The organism is Endoryza foliicola (assembly GCF_050589245.1).
In the GTDB taxonomy this organism is placed as follows: domain Bacteria; phylum Bacteroidota; class Bacteroidia; order Chitinophagales; family Chitinophagaceae; genus Endoryza; species Endoryza foliicola.
In genome coordinates this window covers 226,727-247,307 of record NZ_JBOBEW010000002.1, presented here as the reverse complement: position 1 = coordinate 247,307, position 20,581 = coordinate 226,727, and the positions used below count along the sequence as shown (strand labels likewise).

Here is a 20,581-nt window from a genome sequence, read left to right as displayed (position 1 = left end):
CAACTGTAGTGGGGCAAACAAAATACATACCGGCACTTCGCTTCAAATGGTTAACTCCTTTGTATGATTTCTTTATAAATCTCACAATGCCAGAAAAGAAAATTAAACAGGCATTGATTGAAACAGCTAACATTCCGGCAGGAGTGAAAGTATTGGATTTTGGATGTGGCACAGCTACACTAACTATTATGGCAAAGGAAATGCACCCTGGAGCGAAGGTTACAGGAATTGATGTGGATAGAGAAATATTAGACAGGGCAATTCAAAAAGTAAAAGAAAAGAAGTTAGATGTTTTTCTACTGGATTATGATGGAACACATCTTCCCTTTCAGCATAATGCTTTTGACAGAGTAATATCCTGCCTGGTTTTTCATCACCTTGATACAGATACAAAGCAAAATATGCTGGCAGAAATATTCCGGGTTTTAAATAAAGATGGGCAGTTGCTTATTGCAGATTTTGGCCGTTCTAAGTCATGGATTCAAAGAACACTTTTCAATATCATAAGAGGACTGGATGGATTTAAATCAACAGATGCAAATGCTAAAGGACTATTGCCTGAATTAATTTCAGATGCCGGGTTTGAAAATGTAGCCATTAAAACCTGTTTTAAGACCATATTTGGAGAAGTACAAATAATCAGTGCGAAAAAAATATAATTATAAATAAAAAATCTCATGAAAAAGAAAATTTATTTACTGCTTTTAATAACTGCGACAGCATTCTCTGTAACAGCGCAGGAACAAAAGAAAGAAGAAGTTTGCTACAACCCAAACCTTGTTAAAGACACTGCTAAAAAAAGTATTAATTCTATGGCTTTCGCTATCCTTAATGGCGATAGTATAAAAATTAATTATCACTCACCCGGTGTTCGTAAAAGAATTATATGGGGCGGATTAGTTCCTTATGATGAGGTATGGGTAACCGGTGCACATGATGCCACTACCCTGGAAATGCCAAAAGCATTTGTTGTAAATGGTAATGAAATACCGGCCGGTAAATATGCTTTCTTCTCCATCCCCGGTAAAAAGGAATGGACGCTGATTATAAATAAAAACTGGAAACAGCATCTTGCCACAGAGTACGATGAAAAAGATGATATAATCAGGATTAAGGTGAAACCGAAAAAAGTTAATCATACAGAGCGGTTGCAATATTTTATTGAAACCGGGAAAAACGAAACTGGCAAGATTGCTGTGGTATGGGAAAAGATAAGAGTTGAGTTTGATTTCAGATTCCTTAAATAATCTCTGCAGTAAATTATTGAAATATGTTCAAAGACTTCCCTTCATTACATCCATTGGCGGTACATTTCCCCATTGTGCTTATTTTATTAGCTGCTGCTTTACAGGCCGTGCTGGTTTGGAAAGACCTGAAACAAATTAAATGGGTCACATTGGTTATTATGGCTGGTGCTTTCTTTTCTTCTCTTGCCGCCAGCACCATCTTTCATGCAGAGCCATCAGCAGATGCACCCAAAGCAGCATTGGAAATGTTTGAAGCCCATGAAAAATATGCACAGCTAACACTTTGGATGAGTGGCATTACTTTTTTGCTAAAAAGCATCGGTGTGTTTTTTAAAATTAACCGGCGTTCATTTGAAATTATTGTATTGATTGCCGCTATCATTGCTGCTGTTTTTCTCTCCATTGCAGGGCATCATGGGGCAAAACTTACCCATATTGCAGGTGTGGGGCCTATGGGCAGGTATTTAATGAAAGGCCATGGCGAGGGTGGAGATATGAAAGACATGAAGGATATGGATATGAAGAATGATAGCTCCATGAAAATGACCGATACCATGCCCGGTATGAACAATATGGATAAAATGCCGGGTATGGGTAACATGAAAACGGACTCGTCTATGAATATGAAGGACATGAAGAACATGAACATGCCCGGCATGGATAAAAATGCAGGCATGAAAGATATGAAGGGTATGAAAGGAATGGATAAGATGAAGGACATGAAGAATATGCCTGGTATGGACAACATGAAAGACATGAAGGGTATGAAAGGAATGGATAAGATGAAGGACATGAAGAATATGCCTGGTATGGACAACATGAAAGACATGAAGGATATGAAAATGGATTCTTCCATGAAAATGAAAGATATGAACGATATGCCGGGCATGGATAAAATGAAAATGGACTCATCCATGAAAATGAAAGACATGAAAAGCATGGATATGCCCGGTATGGACAACATGAAGATGCCGGCAAAAAAACCAATGGACACCCTCCGCTTTCCAGACAATAACCCTTCCCGGAAAAAGAATTATAAACAGGATAAACAATAAATGACATCATCATGAAAAAAATGCTTTCATTTATATTGTTGATTCCGGTTTGCACTCTTGCACAAATGAAACATTCCATGCCATCAGCTAAAGACGAGGGAGTAAAAAAAATTACATCGTATAATTTTCCTTTGAAGGCAATACAACCTGCACCCGGAAAAATTTATCAGAGTAAGAAAGTGGAATACGACCTGTATGTAACTGATACGATGGTGAACTTTACCGGTAAGCATCGCCATGCCATTGCTATTAACGGCCAGATACCAGCACCCATTCTTGAATTTACTGAAGGCGATACGGCCATCATCCGGGTGCATAACCTGATGAAGATGGAAACATCCATTCACTGGCATGGAATATTGTTACCCAATAAAGAAGACGGTGTTCCTTATTTAACAACTTCTCCTGTGGAGGCAGGCAAAACTTATACGTTCACTTTTCCATTGATACAAAGCGGCACTTATTGGTATCACTCCCACACTATGCTGCAGGAGCAAAGCGGTTTGTATGGTTCAATCGTAATCCATCCCGCCCGGCCAGAACCTGAATTAAAAGAATATGTTTTGCTACTGTCAGACTGGACGGACGAAAACCCACACCAGGTAATGCGTTACCTGAAACGTGGAGGCGAATGGTATGCCATTAAGAAAGGTGCCTTGCAAAGCTATGGCGAAGCCATTGCTGCAGGTTCATTTAAAGACAAACTAAAACAGGAATGGCAGCGTATGCCTGCTATGGATGTATCAGATGTTTATTACAATAAATTTTTGCTGAACGGGCAGGAAGCAAATGAATTTAATGATGCCAAACCAGGAGAAATAGTCCGGCTTCGGATTATTAATGGTTCGGCTTCTACCTACTTCAATCTGCAATATGCAAACAGCTACATGCGGATAATTGCCGCTGATGGCATCAATGTCACCCCTGTCAATGTAAATAAACTGGAAATCGCTATCGCCGAAACTTATGACGTATTGATTACAGTACCTGAAACAGGCGCCGCAGAGCTGCGGGCTACTTCATGGGATGTAACAGGATACTCATCTGCTTATTTTGGCAACGGCCCTGTCATGAAAGCCCCGGATATCCCAAGGCTGAATTATTTTAAGATGATGCAGGAAATGGGTAGCATGAATATGAAAGGAATGGACATGGGCAATATGCAGGGCATGGATATGAAAGGCATGGACATGCCCGGTGATACTATGCCAAAAAAGAAAGAAATGGATATGCAGAATATGGAAGGCATGAAGATGGATGGTATGCAGGGCATGGATATGAATATGGAAATACCTGGTGAATTTAATTACAATATGCTGCGGGCACTGCATCCCACCACTTTGGATTCAACTTTGAAACCAAGAGAAATTAAACTAACCCTTACCGGAAATATGTTGCGGTATGTATGGTCGTTCAATTTTAAAACTTTATCCGTTGCCGATAAAATCCTTATCCAAAAAGGTGAACGGGTAAGATTTGTTTTAACCAATAATACCATGATGCGGCATCCATTGCATTTGCATGGCCACTTCTTCCGCTTCATTAATGCACAGGGCGAATATTCGCCCATGAAGCATACGTTCGATATCAAACCAATGGAAACAGTTACTATAGAATTTGAGGCCAACGAACAACAAGACTGGTTTTTTCATTGCCATATTTTATACCACATGATGGCAGGTATGGCCCGGATTGTAAGTTATGATGGCAGCGAACAAAATGAATTTGCCAAAACTGGATACCGGAAATTAAAAAAGGAAGATAATATGCTTTATCCCTGGTATGACTTATCAGTACATTCCCAGGGTGCATGGCTGAGTGGGAATATTTCAAATAATAAGATGGCATTAGAATTTGAAGGCCGTGTAAGCTGGAAAGGAAACTATGAAACAGAAACGCATTTACTTCGTTACCTCGATAAAAAACAATACTTCGCCTTTTATATAGGCTATGATTACCGAAAAAACAAAACGCTTCCATTAGCAAACAAGCCAAACTCAAAGGATAACCGACGGGTTTTTGATGCAGGCTTTTATTATTTATTGCCTATGCTTATCCGTTCCGAATGGCGGATTGACCAAACAGGCCGTTTAAGGCTGCAATTGGAAAGACGGGATTTACCCCTCAGTAATAATTTCTTTTTTGATTTCAGGGTAAATACCGACAAGGAATTTAATGTAGCGGCAAGGTATATGATTGCAAAATCATTTTCCATCAGCACAAATTATGACAGCGATTACAAATGGGGAATTGGATTAACATGGCACTATTGATTTCTTAAAAACAAATAAAAATGTTTTATGGAACATAATCACTACAATCAACAACGGTACACCTGCCCAATGCATTCTGAAATTGTGAAAAACGAACCCGGCAGTTGTCCCAAATGCGGAATGAATCTCGTTCCTGTTGATGCAAAAGAAAAAGAACATTCTCATTTGCAGCATCAACATACTGAATCCAAAAAAGAAGCAATTGCTTCACATGAAGGTCATGTTGCCCCTGTTGTTGAAATGCGAACGTCACAAGGCTTCCAGAAATACACCTGCCCCATGCATCCGCAGGTTGTGCAGGACGGGCCTGGCAAATGCCCTTTATGTGGAATGACTTTAGTGCCACTTGCAAAACCTGGTAAACACGATGGCCATGATGCTCATTCGTCAGGAATAGCAGATTTTAAAAAACGTTTTTATGTTGTGCTGATTCTTACGATTCCCGTTATGCTGTTATCGGAAATGATTCAGCACTGGTTGAATATTCATTTCAGTTTCCCCGGTTCAAAATATATATTGCTCGTTTTATCTTCTGTTGTATTTTTTTATGGTGGCTGGCCTTTTTTAAAGGGATTGGTTGGTGAAATGAGAGCCAAGAATCCCGGCATGATGACATTGGTAGCATTTGCTATTTCTGTTGCTTACATATACAGCGTAGCTACTGTATTCGGGTTAAAAGGAATGGATTTCTTTTGGGAACTGGCCACTTTGATTTTAATAATGCTGCTGGGCCACTGGATTGAAATGAGATCCGTTGCCGGCGCTTCAAGAGAATTAGAACTCCTTGTACAATTGATGCCGGATGATGCTCATTTAGTCAATGGAGAAAATATAACAGATGTAAAAACAGAATCCCTGAAAGAAAATGATGTGATACTCATTAAGCCCGGTGAGAAGGTTGCAGCAGATGGCGTTATCGTGGATGGGGAAAGTTACCTTAATGAATCCATGCTCACCGGCGAATCAAAACCAGTGGAGAAAACAAAAGGTGATAAAGTGATAGCTGGTTCAATAAATGGAAACGGGGCTATAAAAGTTTCTGTGTCACATAGTACCGGGGACTCATACTTATCCCAGGTGATAAAGCTGGTGCAGGATGCACAAAAATCAAAATCCAGAACACAATTAATTGCAGACAGGGCAGCAAAATGGCTTACGCTGATTGCTATTGTAGCAGGCATCACCACATTTCTCGTATGGTATTTATCAGGAAAAGACTTAGCGTTTTCCATTGAGCGGATGGTGACAGTCATTGTGATTTGTTGCCCCCATGCTTTGGGATTGGCGGTGCCACTGGTAGTGGCAAAATCAACAGCACTATCTGCAAAGCATGGTTTACTGATAAAGAACAGAACGGCATTTGAAAACTCAAGAAAAATTACCACACTGGTATTTGATAAAACAGGAACACTAACCTTTGGCAAATTTCAGGTAGTACGGTATGTAACGCATAATGATAAATATACACAGGAACAGGTGCTCCAATATGCAGCGGCACTTGAACAAAACTCAGAACATCCTATTGCTACGGGGATAACTGCTAAAGCTAAAGAACTGAATCTGGAACTTCCTGCCGTTATGGGTTTTGAAGCTATCACTGGAAAAGGTATAACTGGAATAATTGACAGAAAAGATGTAATGGTAGTTAGCCCCGGTTATTTAAAAGAAAAGTTTTCATTCCTTACAAAAGATGATATGGTTAAGGCAGAAGAGACCCTTGTATTTGTATTAATTGATGATGATATTGCCGGTTCTATTGCGCTGGCTGATGAAATAAGGCCTGAATCTTTTGAAGCAATCAAAACACTCCGTCAGAATAATATTAAATCAATTCTATTGACTGGGGATAACGCAACAGTGGCTAAAGGTGTAAGTAACCGTTTGGGTATGGACAGTTTTTTTGCTGAAGTATTACCACATCAAAAATTAGAAAAAATAAAAGAACTGCAGAAAAAAGGTGAATATGTTGCCATGACAGGTGATGGGGTAAACGATGCTCCTGCATTGGCGCAGGCCAATGTAGGAATTGCAGTTGGTTCAGGTTCTGATATTGCCGCCGAAACAGCAGGAATTGTACTGGTTAACAGCAATCCCAAGGATGTTGTTTCATTGATTCAGTTTGGTAAAGCCACTTACAGAAAGATGATTCAGAATTTGATTTGGGCTACAGGTTATAATGTAGTGGCTTTACCATTGGCGGCTGGTGTGTTATACAAAATGGGAATATTGTTAAGCCCTGCTGCCGGTGCCGTTTTAATGAGTGTAAGTACAGTTGTGGTAGCGATTAATGCAAGTATGCTGAAAGTAAAATAGCGTTAGCGAATAAAAAAGGATGGAAATTATTCAGAAGGTTATTCATTATTTTCTTCACTTTGTTTTTCCCTTAGGAATAGCTTTTGTCTTTTTCAGAGAAAGATGGAAACAAGCTTACCTGATATTATTGTTAACAATGTTGATAGATTCTGACCATTTATTAGCAATCCCTTTTTATCATCCCTGCCGTTGCAGTATTGGTTTTCATCCCCTGCACAGTTATTTCGCAATAGTTATATATGCGTTGTTATTTTTGTTTTCAAAATTCCGTATCGTATCTGTCGGATTATTAATGCACCTGGCTACAGACTATATTGATTGTATTTTTATTACTCATAATTGTAAATAATATTACTGTTTATGGCAAAAAGCAAACACTACTACATCCGAAAAACTCACCGCTGGCTCGGTGTTATTTTAGGCATCCAGTTTTTATTATGGACAATTGGTGGATTGTATTTCAGTTGGAGCAATATGGATGAAGTGCATGGAGATTTTCAAAAGAAAAATGCACCGCTCTTATCATCCGATATTTCATTAGTAAGCCCAACAATGGTACTGGATACTATCAGGAGAGTTCATCGGATTGATTCAATTGTTTCCATTCAGTTAATTGAAATTTTGGGTAAGCCATTTTATCAGGTTCGTTGTATCAGTGCTATCCACAACGAAACAAATCATGAACATGATATGCAGGCAATGAACCATCTTGCCGATGCAGAAACAGGTGACCTACGGGGGCCATTGACAAAAGAGGAAGCCACTGAAGTTGCAAAAAGGCGATTTAATGGCGAGCCGGAAGTTAAATCTGTTGAATACCTAACAGGTACAAATAATCACCATGAGTACCGTGAAAATCCTTTGCCTGCTTACGCTATTACATTTGAGCATCCGTCAAAAGCCACCGTTTATGTTGCCAGCGAATTAGGAACCGTTCAAAAATTCAGGAATAATAAATGGCGAATATTTGATTTCTTGTGGATGATGCACACGATGGATTATGAAGGCAGGGACAATTTTGGGAATAATCTGCTTCGATTCTTTTCAATTTTTGGATTGGTGACAGTGTTAAGTGGATTTGCATTATTCTTTGTGAGTACCAAACGCAAGAAGAAAAAAACTACACATTTCCCAACTCTGAATTAGTATCAATATCCGGGCTTTTGTTGTAAACTTTTATTGCAATTTAAAAAATGAAGAAGGATATTAAGAAACAAAGTGCTAAGAATAAAAGGTCAATTCCAAAGGTTCTGAAATATGCGCTTTGGATTATTCTTGCTCTTCTTATACTTGCAATCTTTGCTCTTGTCATGCTTCTACAGAATATACATATTGAAAAAAATAAAGGTTGACCTTATCCGAACCGAAGGGATTTTCAGTTTTTTGAGAAATAGTCGGCAACTGGGGTGGTTAAGCATGGTTTAATTGGCTGATTTGCAACTGTATTGCTAAATTATACATGCCTAAGTGTATTATTTGCAACAAAACATCCTATTTTTGCAACCAATGAAATTATTCTTCTCAATAGTATCTCTGGTAATGCTTTACATTTCCTGCCTGCCCTGCGGCGACAGAGAGGAATGTAACATCAGAGCAGAAGCAAGAATTTCAGCAGCTAATGACAACCACCAGCAGCATAAACATAATACAGAAGCCTGTTCTCCGTTCTGCTCATGTTCCTGTTGTGCTGCCTCAGCCTTTTACTCTCCTTTCGCTAAGGCTCAGATAAATAAAGTAGAATTTCAATCAGAGAAATATCCCCGCTATAATGTAGCGTTCAGTACAGAAGCTCAAAATAGCATCTGGCAGCCTCCCAAATTTTCTTAATCTCCCTCCTTTATTGAATTTGCTGTAAGTCTTTATTGGCTTATTAAGCTATTGTATCATTTATTTCCCATTGCTGGCAATGGCCACCGCCAAAAAAATTACAAAAGGCAAGAAAAGAAAAAAGCCTTTAGTGATAAGAATAATCAGAATCATTCTTATTGGAATTGCCTGTGCCATACTTATTGCCGCAATGGTGGAAAGAACAATTCATTTCTTCAGGTATCATATATAACCAAACAGAATTAAGACATGCTCAATAAAATCATTCAATTCTCCATAAAAAATAAATTGGTCATCGGCCTGTTTACACTTGCGTTAATAATATGGGGTGTTTATTCGGCAAAAAAATTGCCAATTGATGCCGTACCCGATATTACCAATAACCAGGTACAGGTAATTACACTAAGCCCTTCGCTTGCTGCACAGGAAGTAGAACAGTTAATTTCTTTTCCGGTGGAACAAACAATGGCCACCATTCCGGAAGTGCAGGAAATCCGTTCTATATCAAGATTTGGATTATCTGTAGTTACTGTTGTATTTCATGATGATGCAAATATCTATTGGGCCCGTCAGCAAGTAGGCGAACGGCTGATAGAAGCCCGTAACCAAATACCAAATAATATCGGCAACCCTGAGATGGCTCCTATCTCTACGGGATTAGGTGAGATTTATCAATATGTTTTACATGCAAAAAAAGGATATGAAGATAAATACGATGCCATGTCGCTTCGGACGATACAGGATTGGATTGTCCGTCGTCAGTTGCTTGGTACACCCGGCATTGCTGATGTAAGCAGCTTTGGCGGTCTTTTAAAGCAGTATGAAATTGCATTGAATACTGATAAGCTTCGCAGTTATAATCTATCCATAGCAGATGTGTTTAATGCCCTTGAAAAGAATAATCAGAATACTGGCGGTGCATATATAGATAAAAAACCCAACGCTTATTTTATCCGCAGCGAAGGGTTTATTAAAACAATCACTGACATTGAAAAAATTGTAGTTACAAGAACTTCCGGTGGTGCACCCGTGCTGGTAAGGGATATTGCAACGGTACAGTTGGGTCATGCCACGCAATACGGGGCATTAACCCGTAATGCAGAAGGGGAAGTAGTTGGTGGCATTGTTTTAATGCTCAAAGGAGCAAATTCCAGCATTGTAATTAATAGTGTAAAAGATAAAATAATCCAGATTCAGAAAAGCTTGCCGGAAGGTGTTGTCATCGAACCCTTCCTTGACAGAAGTGCTTTAGTTAGCAGGGCGATTGGAACTGTAAAAACGAACCTTATTGAAGGTGCCTTGATTGTAATCTTTGTATTGGTGGTTTTCCTTGGTAATATCCGTTCCGGGTTAATAGTGGCTTCGGTAATTCCGCTTGCAATGCTTTTTGCTATTTCGTTGATGAACCTGTTTGGTGTGTCGGGTAATCTTATGAGTTTAGGTGCTATTGACTTTGGGTTAATTGTAGATGGCGCTGTGATTATTGTGGAAGCCACCATGCATCAGTTGGGCCATCGAAAGCCCGGAAGAATGACACAAGACCAATTGGATGATGAAGTATATAAATCAGCAGGTAAAATGATGAACTCGGCTGCGTTCGGGCAAATTATTATCTTAATTGTGTACCTGCCAATTCTTGCATTGGTTGGTATTGAAGGCAAAATGTTTGGCCCGATGGCACAAACAGTTTCATTTGCCATACTTGGTGCATTCCTGCTTTCACTTACTTATGTGCCCATGATGAGTGCACTTGTTCTAAGTAAAAAAATAAGCCACAAGGAAAACCTTTCAGATAAAATGATGAAGTTTTTCCAACGGCTTTATACGCCATTAATACGTGGCGCATTGAAGATGAAATTATTGGTGGTAAGCATTGCTGTGGGAGTATTTGTAATCAGCCTTATCATTTTTAAAACCTTAGGTGGTGAATTTATTCCCACATTGGAAGAAGGAGATTTTGCCGTAGAAACAAGGTTGTTGACAGGTAGCTCACTAAGTCAGACAATTGAAAAAATAACGCAAGCTTCCGATTTACTGATGAAAAAATTTCCTGAAGTAAAAGAAGTGATTGGAAAAATTGGTGCCTCTGAGATACCAACCGACCCTATGCCCATAGAAGCATGTGACATTACCATTCTTTTAAAAGATAAAAAGGAATGGACAAGTGCACATAACCGGGAAGAACTGGCTGAACTTATGCAAAAGGAACTGGAGAAAATTCCCGGTGTTTCCTATGGGTTATCTCAACCCATTCAACTTCGTTTTAATGAATTGATTTCAGGTGTGCGCCAGGATGTAGGTATTAAAATATTTGGAGAAGACCTTGATGTATTGGCAGACCTGGCAAAAAAAATCGGTGTGATTGTACCTACTGTAAAAGGCGCAGAAGATTTATATGTAGAACAGGTGACTGGTCTGCCACAGATTGTGGTTAAACTAAACCGGGATAAGATTGCACAGTTTGGCTTAAATGTAGAAGATGTAAATCGTACCATCAGTGCCGCTTTTGCAGGCGAAGCTGCAGGTATTGTTTATGAAGGCGAGAAACGGTTTGATATGGTGGTAAGGTTAGAAAAAACAGGCCGCCAGAGTATTGATGATGTAAAAGGATTATTTGTAGCTGCCCCTGATGGTAACCAGATTCCATTAGAACAGGTAGCCGATGTCAACTTGCAGTTAGGCCCTAACCAGATTCAACGTGAAGATGCAAAGAGACGAATCATTGTCGGCTTTAATACAAGAGGCCGTGATATTTCGTCGGTTGTAAAAGAAATGCAGGAAAAAATTGAGAAGCAGGTAAAAATGCCCCCCGGTTACTTTATCACTTATGGAGGGCAATTTAAAAATCTTGAAGAAGCTAACAAAAGATTATCTGTTGCAGTCCCCGTTGCATTAGCATTAATTCTCCTGCTTCTTTTCTTTACGTTTGGTTCAATCAAATATTCATTACTGATTTTTACAGCTATTCCCATGAGTGCTATTGGTGGTGTATTTGCTTTATGGTTCCGGGGTATGCCATTCAGCATTTCTGCTGGTGTTGGTTTTATCGCATTGTTTGGGGTGGCCGTGCTAAATGGCATCGTACTTATCAGTGAGTTTAACCGGTTAAAAAAAGAAGGCATGACAGATATAAATGCAATTATTTTAAAAGGAACATCGGTCAGGTTAAGGCCGGTATTAATGACCGCAACGGTTGCATCTCTGGGGTTCTTACCAATGGCATTATCTACAGGCTCGGGAGCGGAAGTTCAAAAACCGTTAGCAACAGTTGTAATAGGCGGATTGCTAACTGCCACTTTTCTTACGCTGGTAGTCCTGCCGGTGTTGTACACCTGGTTTGAAAAGATAGGGGCAAAAAAGAAAAAAATTGCCGGGGCAAAAGGCGTGGCCTCATTACTCATCCTGTTTTTTGCCTCATCTTTTGCTGCAAATGCACAACAGCCAAAGACAATCATAAATTTGAATGATGCGGTATCATCTGCTATGAAGAATAATCCTTTGGTGAAAGTGGGAACACTGGATATAAGTTACCAGCAGCAGTTGAAAAAAACAGTAAAGGATTATGGCAAAACAAATGTGGGCCTTACGTTTGGGCAGTACAACAGCCGCATTGCTTACGATAATAATTTCAGCATTAATCAGGGTATACCTAACCCTGCTTACTTCAAAAGTCTTATAAGGCTTTCTGAGTCTAATATTAAAAGCAGCGAACTGCAATTGAAGGTTTATCAAACTGAACTGGCGGCTAATACAAAGACGTCGTACTACCAGTTAAGTTTTTGGATAGAGGAAATAAGGTTGTTGAAAGAACTGCTGGCTATTTATGAAAATGTGTTGAAGGCATCAGCGTTGCGATATAAAACAGGTGAAACCAATGCCCTGGAAAATTATAATGCTGAAAGCAAAGTGAATGAGATAAAGGCACAATTGAGAAATGCGGAAGAAGATTACCGTATTGAATTAAACCGGTTGAAAGTGTTTACTGCAGATTCTTCTGTTACGGCCATTGCCGACACTTTACTTGTGGAGAAACAGATACAGGTTAATTTTGATACGGCTGCCATTGCTGCCAACCCCACACTGGCATTTATTAAACAGCAGATTGATATTGCAAACAAAGAGAAAGCTGTTGAGCAGTCAAGATTAAAACCAGATTTCTCCGCAGGCTATTTCAACCAGTCGCTGGTGGGCTATCAAACCGTAAACGGAGTAGATAAATACTATGGCGCTGGTCACAGGTTTCAAGGTGTTAATTTGGGCATCAGCATTCCCATATTTGCCAGGGCACAAAAAGAAAAAGTAAAAGCGGCAGAAGTAAACCGGGTACGCCGTGAAGCAGAACTGACCAATTATCAATACAACCTGCAGGCAGAATTGACCAGGCTGTTTGGTGAATTGCAGAAGCAAAGGGTTCAAATCAACTATTACCGCAATACAGCTTTGCCACAGGCCAATCTCATTATTACGCAGGCGCAAAAAGCTTTTACTGCCGGTGAAATCGGTTACTATGAATTGACGCAATCACTCAACAATGCTGTAATTGTAAAACAGGAATACACCAAACTTTTAAACCAATACAATCAAACCGTCATTGCTATCGAATTTATCGGCGGCATTAATTAAAAAGAACGGGCTAAAATAAAATAATATGAAACAGAAATTTTTAAGTTCACTTGTTATACTTACGGCTGCCATAGTATGGCTTTCATCCTGCTCTTCCAAAAGTGGTGCAGAAGCTACCCCGGTAGCAGAAACAAAAACCGAAGAGGCTGGCATGGTGGACTTGTCGGAAGAACAGTTCAAAACAGTCAACATTCAGTATGGCGCTGTAGAAGAAAAAAACCTCAGCAGTGTTATCAGGGCATCAGGAGTACTGGATGTTCCCCCGCAACAGTTATTAACGGTTTCTTCTCCCTATGGAGGCACATTAAAAAGTACTGATTTGCTGCAAGGTAAACCAGTAGTAAAAGGCGAAGTGATAGCGGTACTCGAAAATCCTGAATTTATACAGCTTCAGCAAGATTATCTCGATTATAAGAGCCAGTTGGTATATCTGAAAGAAGAATTAGAACGGCAACAGGAACTGGCAAAAGAAAATGTAAATGCAAAAAAAACATTGCAAAAAGCCAGCAGTGAGTACAATAGTATGACGGCAAGGGTGCAGGGTTTAAAGTCAAAACTGCAACTCATCAACATTAATCCTGAGAAAATTAATCCGGGAAACATCTCCGGCAAGGCAAATATTTATGCCCCTATATCCGGTTATGTTACTAAGGTATTGGTGAACATAGGAAAGTTTGTAAACGCTAACCAGGAGCTATTTGAAATTGTAGACACCCGTCACCTTCATGCAGAACTTATCATTTTTGAAAAGGATGTTCCAAAGTTGAAAATTGGACAGAAAATCCGCTTTGTATTGAACAATGAAACAAAAGAACGTTTTGCAGAAGTGCATTTAATTGGCCGTGAAATCAGTGCTGAAAGAACAGTCCGGGTGCATGGACATCTGTTACTGGAGGATAAAAATCTGTTACCTGGCATGTATTTGAAAGGAATAGTAGAAACAGGTGTTGCTACCACCACCGCTCTGCCTGATAAAGCCATTGTACAATCAGCAGGTAAATCTTACATTTTCATTGCAGCAGAAGAAACAAAAGAAGAAAAAAAACCTGCCGATGCAAAAAAAGATGAAGCTGCTGAAAAGCATATTCCGTTCAAAAGAATTGAGGTAACAACAGGTGTTTCGGAAAATGGGTATACCGAAGTGATTTTGCCCGAAGGCTTTGACAGGAAAATCAAAGTGGTGATTAACGGAGCTTATGATTTATTGTCGAAGATGAATAATGTAGAGGAAGAAGAATAAAAATAATATGGGTCGGAGCCCTGCTTTGTTTGTCCCGTTTTAAAAATGCCCGCCCGGATGACCAGTCGGACGGGGAAAACCTTGAGCGGCAGGGTTTCCGCACCCACCCAAATAAAACATAAAAAACTTTTCAACATGAAAAAGATATTATTCCTAATCGCTGTCACAGTTATAACTATCGGTAGTAGTTGCACCAATACTGGCGAAGAAAAAAGACAAGAGATACAATCAGAGAAACACGATTCCACTCATAAAGAAAGAAAGGAATCAGATACTATGGGCATGAAAATGGGCGGCAATGAATTGGATTCAAAGAAAAAATAAATCATCATTTAAAACTTAAAATTATGAAACAGTTATTTGCAGTTCTTGTGATGCTGTTGTCAGCATCAATGCTGTTTGCTCAGGATGTAATCACCCTGCGCAACGGCGAAACTATCAATGGTAAAGTAGCCGAAGTGGGCACAACAGAAATCCGTTATTACAAAGCTGACAATGCAGACGGGCCTGTGTATGTGGCAAGCAAATCTGAAGTGGTACAGATTGTTTACGCTAATGGCTCAAAGGATGTTTTTAATACACAAGCATCAGCCAATCAAAATGCAGCAAATCAAAATTATTCCAAGCGGTACCGGAGAGGCTACAACAGGCCGTTTCTGTATCCCATCATTACACCGCATATTGATTTGGGGCGACATATTAATGTGGGACATCGCAGTTATGGCGGGCATCATGGTGGAGGTCATCATGGAGGCCATCAATAATACTTAGCATCTCTTAAATTTTAAATCAGGAAATGATGAAATGGACAGGAAGAAGAGAAAGTTCAAACGTGGATGACCGCAGGGGCTTATCCGGTGGAAAAATTGCCGCAGGCGGTGGTGTTGCCGGCATTGTTATTTACCTGCTTTATACTTTATTAAGCGGTAATAATATTGACCCGTCACAAATTCAGCAGCAACTTTCCGAACAAACAAATCAGTCAGCACAACTAACTCCTGAAGAGCAAAAGGCCGATGATGAAAGGGCATCATTTGTAAAAGTAGTATTGGCAGAAACAGAAGATGTATGGAACAAAATATTTTCCGAAAAGGGAAAACAGTATTCTGAACCTACGTTGGTGCTGTTTCGTGGTGTGGTGGAATCTGCCTGTGGTAATGCCAGTGCAGCATCAGGGCCGTTCTATTGTCCCGGTGATAATAAACTATACATTGACCTTTCCTTTTATCAGGACTTGCAATATAAACTCAATGCACCCGGCGACTTCCCGATGGCTTATGTGGTGGCACATGAAGTGGGGCACCACATTCAGAACCTGATGGGTACGGCAGACAAAGTGAACCGGCTGCGTCAGCAGTTAAGCGAAACCGCATTCAACAAGTATTCGGTAATGATAGAATTGCAGGCAGATTTTTATGCCGGTGTTTGGGCACATCATGCACAAAAGATGAAAGACATTTTAGATGCAGATGATATTGATGAAGCATTGAATGCAGCCAGTGCCATTGGGGATGACAGATTGCAAAAACAGGCAACCGGGCAGGTAATGCCTGATGCGTTTACGCATGGCACATCTGCACAACGTATGTATTGGTTTAAGAAAGGATACGAGACGGGGGATATAAAACAAGGAGATACATTTAGTTCCCCTGAATTGCAATAAATGCTGAATGAAGAGTAAGTGAATTGAAGATAAACTTAAAACTTATGTTGCAAATACTGGCTACAACGCATAAAAATATCATTGCCACCAGGGCAAACGATATTCTGGGAATAAGTGATTACGAAAAAATCCATCCGCTTATTCATAACATTATTGGAGAAGGCAAAAAAGTGAAATGGTATTTCGAAATGGATGACTGCCTGATTTCAAACTCAGTTGGATTTTGGGAAGATGGAATAATAGAATTGAACTATGGGAAAATGAAATTCACTCATTCGGAAGATATAGAGAGAATTGCCATAGTTGGAGCGATGAAGTGGAGAGATTGGATGCAATCAGTTATGAAGCCTTTTAGTGAGGCAACCATCAGGTATTTTAGTTTGGCCGAAAAAGAACAGGCTATGGAATGGATTATAAATCAGGATGAGGTTGTCTGAAATTATAGGAATTGATAATTCTCATGCCGTTAATAGAATTTATAAATGTTGAATGGATTTATTCAACAAATAAATTGAGAGAGTTATGCAAACCTGAATTATCAGAACGCAATTTTCTTCTCTCATTTTAATTGCATTAATAAGCATTTCGATGTTTATGCTTTTAAGAAAGAAGATTAAGGTAACGCTGCCAGTGGTTCTGGCAGCGTCTCTTAACCAGTTTTAATTAATCTGGTAAAATACTCAGATTAGGTTGTTAATTATAAAATTATTAAACGCATTTTACGATGGTCATTTCAACTTCAAAATTAAAATATGACTTCCCTGCCGGGTTAGTAGTATTTCTGGTGGCACTCCCTTTATGTTTGGGAATAGCATTGGCTTCAGGGGCACCTTTACTATCAGGAATTATTTCCGGCATCATTGGTGGTATAGTGGTAGGTCTTTTAAGTGGGTCGCATACCAGTGTGAGCGGCCCGGCCGCCGGGCTTGCTGCCGTGGTACTGGCTTCTATTACAAAGCTGGGTAGTTTTGAATTGTTTTCGGCTGCACTCATAGTTGCAGGCATATTACAATTGGGAAGTGGTCTTTTAAAAGCCGGGTTTATAGCCAACTATGTTCCCTCGAATGTAATAAAAGGATTGTTAGCAGCCATTGGAATATTACTTATCTTAAAACAAATACCGCAGGCCTTTGGTTATGATAGTAGTCACCAGGATGATTTTGCCTTTGTACAGGCAAATGGGGAAAATACTTTTTCGCATTTGTTCAATACTTTCTTTCATGTTACACCAGGCGTTGTAATTATTAGTTTGGTTTCCATACTTGTGTTAATTTTTTGGAATAAGACACCGCTTCATAAAATTAAATTTTTTCCTGCTTCACTTTTTGTAGTGTTACTGGGTATTGGTTTAAACGAGGCGTTCCGTGTATTTATTCCGGTATTATATCTGCAACCCGTACACCTTGTAAATATTCCTGCAACCAGTTTTTCTGACCTCTCCTCTTTTTTAAAATTTCCTTCGTTGAGTGCCTTTGGAAATTTCACTGTCTGGTTAACGGCACTCACTATTGCCATTGTAGCCTCGCTGGAAACACTGTTAAACCTGGAAGCCGTTGAAAATATAGACCCACATAAACGGCAATCATCTCCTAACCGGGAACTGGTGGCCCAGGGTGTTGGCAATATGATTGCCGGAGTTGTTGGCGGTATTCCGGTAACTTCTGTTATTGTTCGCAGTTCGGTTAACATTAATGCAGGTGCACAATCTAAACTGTCTGCCATTATTCATGGCATATTTTTATTGCTGGCTATTTTGTTCTTAAGCCCTTTTATCAATTTAATACCCTTTGCTTCACTGGCTGCTATATTGATTGTTACAGGTTATAAGCTTGCCAAAATATCCATCTTTAAAGAAATGTATGCAAAAGGATGGAATCAGTTGATTCCATTTGTGGTTACAATTACAGCAATCATATTTACTGACTTGCTTATCGGCATATTAATTGGTTTAGCCTTCAGTTTATTCTATCTCTTAAAAAGCAATTACAAAAATCCATTTACTATCGAAAAAGAACAGCTATATACTGGAGAAACCATACGGATAGAATTACCCAACCAGGTATCCTTTTTAAACAAGGCAAGTATAAAGGATACGCTTTGGTCTGTTCCTGAAAATACAAATGTGATTATTGATGCCAGCTATGCCGATTATATTGATAATGATATTCTGGAAATATTTGTTGATTTCAAAAATGTAATTGCGCCTGAAAAGAACATCAGACTTAATATCATAGGCGTTAAAGAAAAATACCAGCTATCAGACCATGTTCAATTTGTAAATGTACTTAACCGGCACGACCAGGAAAGGCTGACACCACAGCAGATTGTTGAGCTATTAAAAAAGGGAAACGAGCGGTTCAGGCAAGGCAAGTGGACCGAAAAATATTTTCGTCACCAGGTAAATGCTACTTCATCGGGGCAGTTTCCAATGGCTGTTATTGTAAGTTGTATAGATTCCAGAACATCATCCGAAATTCTATTTGATTCCAATCTTGGCGATATAATCTCCATTCGCATTGCGGGCAATATTATTAATAAAGAAATTATTGGAAGTATAGAACTGGCCGTGAAAAAAATGGGGGTAAAACTGATTGTTGTGAAGGGGCATTCCAACTGCGGTGCTGTGGGAGCAGCGATACATTCGGTAACTGGCGGTAATATAGATTCAATTACACAAAAAATAAAACCCGCCGTTGATAAAGCCTGTTTACTGAATGTTCAACTGGCCTTGGAAAACGGAAAGGCTTTTGCTGAAAAAGTGACGCATTTGAATATAGAGAACTCAATCGCCACTATTCTTGACAATAGTGATTATATAAGAGAACAAAAAAGTAAAGGAGATATAGGTCTTGTATCAGCATACTATGATACTGCCTCAGGCGAAGTTTTTTTTACTGAGATGACTAGTATAAATGAAAAAATAAATAATTAAATAGTTACTGATGGATATAAAAATTGAATTAATTATTGTTGCCAAACTCATTGCCTCATTCTTGCTGGGTGCTTTTATCGGTTTTGACAGAGAAAAGCATGGCCGTGATGCCGGTATAAGAACTTATGCCGCCGTTTGTATCGGTGCTACATTATTTACTGCAGTCGCAGCTCATCTTGTTAGCGATGTTGCTGCGGCATCAAGAGTGATAGCTAATATTGTTACAGGTGTGGGTTTTCTTGGGGCTGGTATTATTTATCGCAACAGCAGTGCCGGTACATCACATGGTTTAACAACAGCAGCCACTGTTTGGTGTACTGCCGCAGTTGGTGTAGCAGTAGGTCTCAACATGTTTATTATCGCCATTGTTGGGGCAATTGCTTTGTATTTTTTGCTATCGTTGCATCATCAGCACTGGTATGTAAAATGGAAAAATAAAATGATAAATAAGCACAACGAAAAAGATAGTACCGATTAATTATTTACTAAAATGTTTCTATAAATTTTATGTCATCTTTAAACTTAACTTCAGCCGGTGCCAAACACAACAAATCGTTGAAAATTGTATTTGGTATCACTGCTTCTTACCTGATTGTAGAAGTAATCGTTGGTTTTATTTCTAACAGCCTTGCTTTACTTTCAGATGCTGCCCACATGCTTACCGACGTTGGCGGGCAAGCCCTGGCTTTATTTGCTATCTGGATGGCATCCAAGCCACGGAATAACCGTAAAACCTATGGTTATTACAGAACCGAAATCTTTTCAGCATTAATTAATGCTTTGGTGCTGATATTTATTTCCGGATATATTTTATATGAAGCATGGCAACGGTTTAAAGAACCACCTGCTGTGGCAGGCGTACCTATGCTGATAGTTGCCGTTTGTGGGTTAATTATCAACCTAATTGCAATGAAAATATTAAAGGCTGGTTCCGAAGAAAGCATCAACATAAAAGGTGCATTTTTGGAAGTAGTAAGTGATATGCTGAGTTCAGTAGCAGTTATCATAGCCGGGATTATTATTCTTGCCACCGGCTGGCTGTATATTGACCCCATCATGAGTGCATTGATTGGTTTATTTATTTTACCAAGAACCTATAACCTTTTAAAAGAGTCGGTGGATATACTGCTGGAGGGAGTTCCGAAAGATGTTGACTATGCGGCAGTAGAAAAATTCATTTCCGAAAAACCAGGTGTGCTGTCAGTTCATGATTTGCATATCTGGACACTGACATCGGGGATTAATGCATTAAGTGGTCACATAATAATGAGTGCAGAAACAAATCTTTTAGTCATAAGCGAGGTAACAGCATCCATTAAAAATGAATTATCAACAACATTTAAAATAACGCATACAACCATTGAAGTCCATATAGATAAGGAAGGCTATGTCGCAAATATTATTTAGG

The 20,581-nt window shown here is 39.3% G+C and carries 17 protein-coding genes; all 17 read left to right on the top strand.

Annotated elements, in window-relative coordinates; genetic code table 11:
* Positions 1–86 precede the first annotated feature (86 nt).
* Entirely contained in the window at positions 87–659 is a 573-nt protein-coding gene (locus ACQ2HE_RS05020) for a class I SAM-dependent methyltransferase (protein ID WP_430897772.1), read from the top strand.
* Between the two features lie 18 nt (positions 660–677).
* On the top strand, positions 678–1,247 hold the full coding sequence (locus tag ACQ2HE_RS05015) for a DUF2911 domain-containing protein (RefSeq protein WP_430897774.1): 570 nt from the start codon (positions 678–680) through the stop codon (positions 1,245–1,247).
* 23 nt (positions 1,248–1,270) lie between these two features.
* Complete coding sequence (locus ACQ2HE_RS05010; RefSeq protein ID WP_430897776.1) at positions 1,271–2,302, top strand: DUF2231 domain-containing protein; 1,032 nt, start codon at positions 1,271–1,273, stop codon at positions 2,300–2,302.
* Between the two features lie 11 nt (positions 2,303–2,313).
* Positions 2,314–4,575 (top strand): multicopper oxidase domain-containing protein, encoded by a 2,262-nt coding sequence (locus ACQ2HE_RS05005; RefSeq protein ID WP_430897778.1) that lies wholly within the window; start codon positions 2,314–2,316, stop codon positions 4,573–4,575.
* A 27-nt stretch (positions 4,576–4,602) separates the two neighbouring features.
* Positions 4,603–6,888, top strand: a complete 2,286-nt coding sequence (locus ACQ2HE_RS05000; protein ID WP_430897780.1) for a copper-translocating P-type ATPase — start codon at positions 4,603–4,605, stop codon at positions 6,886–6,888.
* Between the two features lie 19 nt (positions 6,889–6,907).
* Positions 6,908–7,237, top strand: coding sequence for a DUF6122 family protein (locus ACQ2HE_RS04995; protein WP_430897782.1), 330 nt, complete (start codon positions 6,908–6,910; stop codon positions 7,235–7,237).
* A gap of 11 nt (positions 7,238–7,248) precedes the next feature.
* Entirely contained in the window at positions 7,249–8,034 is a 786-nt protein-coding gene (locus tag ACQ2HE_RS04990) for a hypothetical protein (RefSeq protein WP_430897784.1), read from the top strand.
* A gap of 360 nt (positions 8,035–8,394) precedes the next feature.
* Complete coding sequence (locus ACQ2HE_RS04985) at positions 8,395–8,715, top strand: DUF6660 family protein (protein WP_430898076.1); 321 nt, start codon at positions 8,395–8,397, stop codon at positions 8,713–8,715.
* Between the two features lie 249 nt (positions 8,716–8,964).
* Complete coding sequence (locus ACQ2HE_RS04980) at positions 8,965–13,338, top strand: CusA/CzcA family heavy metal efflux RND transporter (protein ID WP_430897786.1); 4,374 nt, start codon at positions 8,965–8,967, stop codon at positions 13,336–13,338.
* 25 nt (positions 13,339–13,363) lie between these two features.
* Positions 13,364–14,578 carry an efflux RND transporter periplasmic adaptor subunit gene (locus ACQ2HE_RS04975; protein WP_430897788.1) on the top strand — a complete coding sequence of 405 codons (1,215 nt, stop codon included), beginning with the start codon at positions 13,364–13,366 and terminating at the stop codon, positions 14,576–14,578.
* Positions 14,579–14,713: 135 nt separating this feature from the next.
* Positions 14,714–14,902 carry a hypothetical protein gene (locus ACQ2HE_RS04970; protein WP_430897790.1) on the top strand — a complete coding sequence of 63 codons (189 nt, stop codon included), beginning with the start codon at positions 14,714–14,716 and terminating at the stop codon, positions 14,900–14,902.
* A 23-nt stretch (positions 14,903–14,925) separates the two neighbouring features.
* The gene (locus ACQ2HE_RS04965; protein ID WP_430897792.1) at positions 14,926–15,342 is read left to right on the top strand and encodes a hypothetical protein; all 417 of its coding nucleotides are present in this window, start codon (positions 14,926–14,928) and stop codon (positions 15,340–15,342) included.
* A gap of 35 nt (positions 15,343–15,377) precedes the next feature.
* The gene (gene ypfJ, locus ACQ2HE_RS04960; protein ID WP_430898078.1) at positions 15,378–16,241 is read left to right on the top strand and encodes a KPN_02809 family neutral zinc metallopeptidase; all 864 of its coding nucleotides are present in this window, start codon (positions 15,378–15,380) and stop codon (positions 16,239–16,241) included.
* 44 nt (positions 16,242–16,285) lie between these two features.
* A complete protein-coding gene (locus ACQ2HE_RS04955; protein ID WP_430897794.1) occupies positions 16,286–16,678 on the top strand; it encodes a SpoIIAA family protein in 393 nt (130 codons plus the stop codon).
* A gap of 287 nt (positions 16,679–16,965) precedes the next feature.
* Positions 16,966–19,173, top strand: a complete 2,208-nt coding sequence (locus tag ACQ2HE_RS04950; protein ID WP_430897796.1) for a bifunctional SulP family inorganic anion transporter/carbonic anhydrase — start codon at positions 16,966–16,968, stop codon at positions 19,171–19,173.
* A gap of 10 nt (positions 19,174–19,183) precedes the next feature.
* On the top strand, positions 19,184–19,651 hold the full coding sequence (locus tag ACQ2HE_RS04945) for an MgtC/SapB family protein (RefSeq protein WP_430897798.1): 468 nt from the start codon (positions 19,184–19,186) through the stop codon (positions 19,649–19,651).
* A 29-nt stretch (positions 19,652–19,680) separates the two neighbouring features.
* A complete protein-coding gene (locus tag ACQ2HE_RS04940) occupies positions 19,681–20,580 on the top strand; it encodes a cation diffusion facilitator family transporter (RefSeq protein ID WP_430897800.1) in 900 nt (299 codons plus the stop codon).
* Position 20,581: the final 1 nt, after the last annotated feature.

Coding starts and splice junctions, on each gene's coding strand:
- ACQ2HE_RS05020 (WP_430897772.1), top strand. CDS start 87: ATGCCAGAAAAGAAAATTAAACAGGCATTGATTGAAACAGCTAACATT.
- ACQ2HE_RS05015 (WP_430897774.1), top strand. CDS start 678: ATGAAAAAGAAAATTTATTTACTGCTTTTAATAACTGCGACAGCATTC.
- ACQ2HE_RS05010 (WP_430897776.1), top strand. CDS start 1,271: ATGTTCAAAGACTTCCCTTCATTACATCCATTGGCGGTACATTTCCCC.
- ACQ2HE_RS05005 (WP_430897778.1), top strand. CDS start 2,314: ATGAAAAAAATGCTTTCATTTATATTGTTGATTCCGGTTTGCACTCTT.
- ACQ2HE_RS05000 (WP_430897780.1), top strand. CDS start 4,603: ATGGAACATAATCACTACAATCAACAACGGTACACCTGCCCAATGCAT.
- ACQ2HE_RS04995 (WP_430897782.1), top strand. CDS start 6,908: ATGGAAATTATTCAGAAGGTTATTCATTATTTTCTTCACTTTGTTTTT.
- ACQ2HE_RS04990 (WP_430897784.1), top strand. CDS start 7,249: ATGGCAAAAAGCAAACACTACTACATCCGAAAAACTCACCGCTGGCTC.
- ACQ2HE_RS04985 (WP_430898076.1), top strand. CDS start 8,395: ATGAAATTATTCTTCTCAATAGTATCTCTGGTAATGCTTTACATTTCC.
- ACQ2HE_RS04980 (WP_430897786.1), top strand. CDS start 8,965: ATGCTCAATAAAATCATTCAATTCTCCATAAAAAATAAATTGGTCATC.
- ACQ2HE_RS04975 (WP_430897788.1), top strand. CDS start 13,364: ATGAAACAGAAATTTTTAAGTTCACTTGTTATACTTACGGCTGCCATA.
- ACQ2HE_RS04970 (WP_430897790.1), top strand. CDS start 14,714: ATGAAAAAGATATTATTCCTAATCGCTGTCACAGTTATAACTATCGGT.
- ACQ2HE_RS04965 (WP_430897792.1), top strand. CDS start 14,926: ATGAAACAGTTATTTGCAGTTCTTGTGATGCTGTTGTCAGCATCAATG.
- ypfJ (WP_430898078.1), top strand. CDS start 15,378: ATGAAATGGACAGGAAGAAGAGAAAGTTCAAACGTGGATGACCGCAGG.
- ACQ2HE_RS04955 (WP_430897794.1), top strand. CDS start 16,286: ATGTTGCAAATACTGGCTACAACGCATAAAAATATCATTGCCACCAGG.
- ACQ2HE_RS04950 (WP_430897796.1), top strand. CDS start 16,966: ATGGTCATTTCAACTTCAAAATTAAAATATGACTTCCCTGCCGGGTTA.
- ACQ2HE_RS04945 (WP_430897798.1), top strand. CDS start 19,184: ATGGATATAAAAATTGAATTAATTATTGTTGCCAAACTCATTGCCTCA.
- ACQ2HE_RS04940 (WP_430897800.1), top strand. CDS start 19,681: ATGTCATCTTTAAACTTAACTTCAGCCGGTGCCAAACACAACAAATCG.